Raw genomic sequence first — 6453 nt, forward strand, 5'->3', positions numbered from 1 at the left:
TTATTTAAGATTTTTAAATGAATTTAAAACTTGGATCTTATTGAAAGCCGGATAAACTTTCTTGATATTAAAAATTGACACAAACGGACATTAATAATTGAAGAAACCACCTTGAGATGGTGGGGAAATTTTCACCCATTTACTTGAAATTACCAATGAAAGGGAAGTGGTTTCTGAAGGACTTTATATATTTGTCCGTTATTAAGGAGAAGAATTCCGTTTTTTATGGGAAAAGTGCTTATTGTTACATATTATTGGCCACCTAGTGCTGGAGTAGGGGTTCAACGATGGTTGAAACTTTCAAAATATTTGTCAGAAAATGGTTGGGACCCTGTTATTTTTACACCCGAAAACCCAGATTTTTCAGTAAAAGACAAGACTCTTGAAAAGCAAATTTCTCCTGAGATTGAGGTGATTCGTTTTCCAATTTGGGAACCTTTTCAATTTTTTCATGCCCTAACTGGAGGAAAGAATAAAAATTCAGTAAAACAAGGTGTAGTATTAGAAAAGACTAAACAAAGCCTTTTTGAAAAGGCTTCTGTTTGGATAAGAGGAAATTTTTTATTGCCAGACCCAAGAGTTTTTTGGGTAAAGCCTTCCATAAAATACCTTTTGGATATTGTAGATAAAAATCAAATAGATGCAGTTATTACAACGGGTCCTCCCCATAGCATGCATCTTATTGGATTGGGTCTAAAAAAAACAAAAGGATTAAAATGGTTAGCCGATTTTCGAGATCCCTGGTCAGAATGGGATTTGTTGCCTAAATTGAAAACCACGACATTGGCCCATAGTATACACCGGAAACTTGAGCAAAAGGTTTTAAAGAAAGCCGATTGCATTCTGACCGTTGGTCCAAGGTTAGCGGAGGGATTCACTGCATTGGGTGCAAAAAAAGTGGAGGTGCTCTACAATGGGGTAGATCCAGAGGATTATGAAGGGTTAACGGTTTCGAAACCAACTCCTACAAAATTTATAATCAGTCATATCGGATTGATGAATGATACCAGGAACCCGTCTGCATTGTGGAAAGCTTTGAGGGAGTTGATTGAGGAAAATGAGGTATTTGCTGATAATTTTCAATTAAACTTAGCCGGGATAGTAAGCGAAAATATTTTAGATGATTTTAAAAAGGACCCCTTATTGTCTGAGAAATTAGTGTATACTCCTTATCTTTCCCATGAAGATGTTTTTAAAGAGGCCGCAAATTCATCTTTACTAATGGTTATTTTGAATAATACCGATAATGCCCGATGGATTCTTCCCATGAAGATGTATGAATATTTATCGGTGGGTCGCCCAATATTGTTGTTAGGCCCCGAAAAAAGTGATGCAGAAGGGATTATTGAGTCTTTAAAAGCAGGATTTAGCGTTCGATTTGATGATAAAGATTCCTTGAAGCGTGCAATTGAGATAACTTTTCAGGATTATATAAATGGAAATATAGAGAGAAAAGCACATGATATGGCCGCTTTTGATAGAAAATCCCAAGCAAAGCGATTGGCAGCCTTTTTGGATGAATTAGTGCTGGAAAAGTAAAAATCCTGACAAAATATAATCTTTCAGAGACCTTTATTGGCTACCTTTGATATATATTGGATTGTTTTGGATTCAAGAATTCCTTGGAGACACTCTTATTCGACGATGAAGTTTAAAAAAGGGTTTGGAAATCTTGAAGGCCTATTAGATCAATTTTTCTAAAGAAATTTATGAATAAAGTAAAGTTTGCCATTGTCGGATGTGGTAATATTGGGAAAAGACATTTGGCAGTTATAGATGCTGATGAACGAGCTGATGTGGTGGCCTTATGTGATAGCAATAGGGAAAAGGTAGTTGCCTTATCCGAATTGTATGGGGATATTCCTTATTATTTGGATTATAGGGAATTATTAGAAAAAACCGATGCCGACGTAATTAGTATTTGTACACCACATGGTTTGCATGCCCCAATGAGTATTGAGGCAGCCAATAAGAGGAAACATGTTTTGGTGGAAAAACCCATGGCACTTACTACCAAGGATTGTCAGCAAATGATTGAGGCAGCCAAAACAAATGAGGTGCAGTTGATGGTGGTAAAACAAAATCGTTTCAATGTGCCCATCCAACTGACCAAGGATCTATTGGATGCTGGTAAGTTAGGTAAGGTTTATATGGTGCAATGTAATGTGATGTGGAACCGAAATCCTGAATATTATTCTGAATCGGATTGGAGGGGAAAAGAGAGAGTTGAAGGGGGGGCGTTGTATACCCAGGTTAGCCATTTTATTGATTTATTGATTTGGTGGTTTGGAGATGTAATTGAAGCGGATGCACGACTGGATACGAAATTACAGCAGGTGGAAGTGGAAGATTGTGGAACGGCCAATGTTCGTTTTTCAAGTGGAGTGATGGGTTCATTGTTATGGACCACCTGTGTATACAATAAAAATTATGAAGGGAGCATCACGATTATTGCAGAAAAGGGAACAATAAAAATTGGTGGGCCATATTTAAATAAAATTGACTTCTTTGATGTACAATCCTTTCCCATTCCTGATAAGTCCATTTTTATTGATCAGCCGAATCATTATGGAAAATACCAAGGGACAAGCTCTAACCATGATAAAGTGATAGGGGAAGTGATTAAAAAGCTTTTTCAGGAAGTTCATCAAGTGGTAGAAGGTGATGAAGGACTGAAAACAGTAGAGGCAATTGAAAAAATTTACCAAAACCAAATCCCTTTCAACCGTGAATAAGCCTCAAGTATTAAAGTCAGCGATTGTAGAAGTTGAATTTGGGCAAAAGGTAAAAGTTATTGAGCCTGTAAATCTTTATGGATGTAAAATTGGAGAACAGTCCTTTGTAGGTCCATTTGTAGAAATTCAAAAAAATGTTTCTATTGGAGAAAGATGTAAGATACAATCGCATTCCTTTATTTGTGAAATGGTTTCCATTGGAAATGATTGTTTTGTGGGACATGGGGTAATGTTTATTAATGATCTTTTTGAAGGGGGGCAACCAGCGGGAGGAAATAAAGGTTTGTGGAAGGCCACTAAAATTGGGAATCATGTTTCTATTGGTTCTAATGCCACTATATTACCTGTCAATATTACAAACCGTGTGGTGATCGGAGCAGGTGCTGTGGTGACCAAAGATATTACCGAATCGGGGGTGTATGCCGGGAATCCAGCAAAAAAAATTAGAAATTTATGAATGTCCCTTTTGTTGATTTAAATGCTCAATACCAGTCGATCAAATCAGAAGTGGATCAGGCTATCTTTGATTGCTTGGAGAAAAGTCATTTTGTTGGAGGTCAATTGGTTTTGGACTTTGAAAATGCTTTTGCAAAATATATTGGTACAAAACATTGTGTGGGGTGCGCTAATGGAACAGATGCCCTCGAAATAGCCCTCAATGCCCTTGGGATTGGATCAGGAGACGAAGTGATTGTGCCAGCTTGTAGTTGGATTTCTACTGCTGAGGTGGTTACTTCTTCTGGAGCAGAAGTGGTATTTGCAGATATATTACCCAATAAATATACCATTGATCCTGAAGATATTCGTAGAAAAGTAAGTGGTAAAACCAAAGCCATTATTCCCGTTCATTTTTTTGGTCGTCCAGCCGAGATGAAGGAAATCCTGGATATTGCCAGAGATTTTAATTTAAAAGTGATAGAAGATTGTGCACAAGCACATGGAGCATCTTATTTGGGTCAGAAGGTGGGGACTTTTGGGGATATAGCCACTTTTAGTTTTTATCCCGGAAAGAACCTGGGAGCATATGGGGATGCAGGTGCCATTGTTACCAACTCTGATGAATTAGTTGAGGTAGTACGTATGATCGGGAATCATGGACAAAAAGGGAAGCACAATCATTTACGGATTGGAAGAAATAGTCGGTTAGATACCGTACAGGCGGCTGTTTTAGGAGTTAAATTAAAGCAACTTGATAATTGGACGAAAAAAAGGATTCAGAATGCTCGTTTTTATAACCAATTATTAAGTACAGATCTGGTCAAAACCCCACTAATTGAAGAAGATGTCAGAAGTGTTTTTCATTTGTATGTGGTGAGAGTTTCGGATCGGGAAAAGGTGAGAAATTATTTGCGGGAAAAGGGAATCCAAACAGCCATACATTACCCTGAACCTTTGCCTTTTGTTAAAGCTTATCAATATTTGGGGCTTTCGGCTAAGGAATTTCCTGTTTCTAATGAATATAAAAGCCAGATACTGTCATTGCCAATGTATCCTGAATTGACAAAAGAACAAATTGGGTATGTTTGCGAATCCTTGTTGGAGAAAATGAGGTGAAATAGTATTTGTTCAAATGAATTGCTCTTTTTGTCAATTTTTCAGTACAGGAATTAAAGCAATAAATAGGGAGTAAGTCTGTTTTTTTGAATAAAGTTGCAATCATATTATTATAGTTTTTTTGTAGGTGCTTCGCTAGTCTGAGTTTTTTGTTTTATGATTTTAGAGATTTTTGGAAAGAAAATTAAGGTAAATGTTGGTAATTCTGTTGAAAGTCAGATTCTAAGGGAAGAATTGGGTGTTTATAAGGAAGTAGCGGGTGCAATTCAACCTGATTTAACCATCAATTATTTGCCTTCCTCAAACCTAAACGCTGAGAGTAGAAATCCCTCCTTACATTTAAATTCACTTGAGGGATTTGAAGTCAAAATGGTGGATGCGAATGTGGTGTTCAATTTTAAAGAGGGAAAATTAAATAAAATTGATTTTTCTCTTAATGATCGTTACCGGGGAAAATATTTGCTTAGTCATTTAAAACGATTCTATAATATCCAGTATAAAACTACTAGCGAGGCCATTGGACAAGCCTTTCATGAGTATGTGTTGGTTCCAGCCATGTTTTTTGACCCATCTTATTCCGTAGTTCATGCAAGCGGAATTTATTCAGAGGAGGGTACCACTGTTTTATTTGGAGGAACTGGAGGAGTAGGAAAAACTTCCTTAGAATTGGAATTATGTTTGAATAATAAAGCCAGTTTTCTTTGTGACGATATAGCAATAGTAAATAATGAGGGATATGTTTTTCCGAATCTAGCATACCCTAAAGTCTATGCCTATAATGTCGAGGGAAATAATAGCATGAAAGCGAAGGTATTGGGGGGAAAAGGGATTTTGGATCGATTTCAATGGTATTTTTGGAATAAATTGATAGGTCCCAATAGAGTTAGAAGACGTATACATCCAAAAAAAATTTATGGGAAGGTGACTTCGGATAGGCAAAAGCTAAATAAGTTTATTATCCTGTTTAGAAGTCATGTTTCAAAATTGGAATTAAAAGAAATTTCTCCAGAAAAAGCTGCTAAATTAAATGCTTCTGTTATAGCTTCTGAATATGCGGATTTTTTTAACCATATTCACTGGCATGAATATAACCGCAGGGCTTTGGATCAAGATTCATTTCTAAGTTTTAGCCAGATGAAAAAAAGGGTGGAAAATAATTTGAATAAGGCCCTACATTCTTCTGAATGCTTTTTACTTCATATTCCAATGGATATGCCTCATGAGAATTTTAAGGTGGAAATGGGTGGTTTGCTTAAAAAGATGCTAAAAAAGACAAATTTTATGGAGGTATCATAGTTCTCCATAAACCTCTATTGTTTCATTAGAAATTAGAATACTACCCAATTAAAGGCCCACCTTTTAGCTTTCATACTAGATGAAAAAATTAGTCATTTTTACAAATGAATATCCTTACGGGAAATCCGAGACCTTTTTTAAGGAGGAATTGAAAATATTATCCGGGTCATTTGAGGTAACTTTGTGCCCAGCTACTACTTACGGACAACCACGTGGAATTCCTAAAGGTGTTCATGTTGATTTAAGCTATGGAACTTTTTTAAAGCTTGGAAGGCCTATTTCTATGCTTTTTTCTTGCATTGATCCCATAGTCTGGAAAGGATTAATTACTCACTTCAAGAATTTAACATCCTCTTCGGCTATTAGAAGGGTGATGGCTGTTACTTATTTTGCCAATAAGACTTTTGAGTGGATTAAGTATAAGTATGGTAATGAAACCCAAGATATCATATTTTATTCCTATTGGATGGATTATGCGGCCTTGGGAATTGCATTTGCAGCTGCAAAAACCAAAAGAATAACTGGGATTAGCCGAGCTCATGGTTATGACCTGTATGAAGAAAGATATAAACCCCCATTTTGGCCATACAGATGTTTTTTATTGAATCAATTAAAGGCAGTATTTACCATATCTGAAAACGGAAAGGCCTATTTGGAGGAAAGATATGGTGAGAACGCAAAAAAGGTTGTGATTTCGAGGCTGGGAACCAAAAGCCATGTGGTAAGGGCAAAGGCATCCGAAGAAAATCATTTACATTTGGTTTCCTGTTCTTCATTAATTCCTTTGAAACGAGTGGAGTTACTTATGCAAGGGGTCCTTGGATTTGCTAAAAAGCATCCAAAAATGATAATAAAATGGACGCATATG

Annotated in this window: 6 protein-coding genes; all 6 read left to right on the forward strand. The window is 36.5% G+C overall.

Features of this window, described 5'->3' with window-relative positions; translation table 11 throughout:
• Positions 1 to 225: 225 nt before the first annotated feature.
• Positions 226 to 1539: a glycosyltransferase family 4 protein gene (locus E1171_RS10025; RefSeq protein WP_155205868.1), complete on the forward strand. Its 1314-nt coding sequence runs from the start codon at positions 226 to 228 to the stop codon at positions 1537 to 1539.
• 170 nt (positions 1540 to 1709) lie between these two features.
• Positions 1710 to 2735 (forward strand): Gfo/Idh/MocA family protein, encoded by a 1026-nt coding sequence (locus E1171_RS10030; protein ID WP_155205869.1) that lies wholly within the window; start codon positions 1710 to 1712, stop codon positions 2733 to 2735.
• A complete protein-coding gene (locus tag E1171_RS10035) occupies positions 2728 to 3192 on the forward strand; it encodes a DapH/DapD/GlmU-related protein (RefSeq protein ID WP_187696378.1) in 465 nt (154 codons plus the stop codon). Before E1171_RS10030 ends, E1171_RS10035 begins: the two co-directional genes overlap by 8 nt.
• Positions 3189 to 4289 (forward strand): DegT/DnrJ/EryC1/StrS family aminotransferase, encoded by a 1101-nt coding sequence (locus E1171_RS10040; RefSeq protein WP_155205871.1) that lies wholly within the window; start codon positions 3189 to 3191, stop codon positions 4287 to 4289. The genes E1171_RS10035 and E1171_RS10040 overlap by 4 nt, the downstream gene beginning before the upstream one ends.
• A 156-nt stretch (positions 4290 to 4445) precedes the next feature.
• On the forward strand, positions 4446 to 5585 hold the full coding sequence (locus tag E1171_RS10045) for a hypothetical protein (RefSeq protein WP_155205872.1): 1140 nt from the start codon (positions 4446 to 4448) through the stop codon (positions 5583 to 5585).
• Between the two features lie 79 nt (positions 5586 to 5664).
• Positions 5665 to 6453: glycosyltransferase family protein (locus E1171_RS10050; RefSeq protein WP_155205873.1), on the forward strand; the 789-nt coding region annotated here is incomplete at its 3' end.

This window comes from Xanthovirga aplysinae, assembly GCF_009711365.1.
GTDB lineage: Bacteria > Bacteroidota > Bacteroidia > Cytophagales > Cyclobacteriaceae > Xanthovirga > Xanthovirga aplysinae.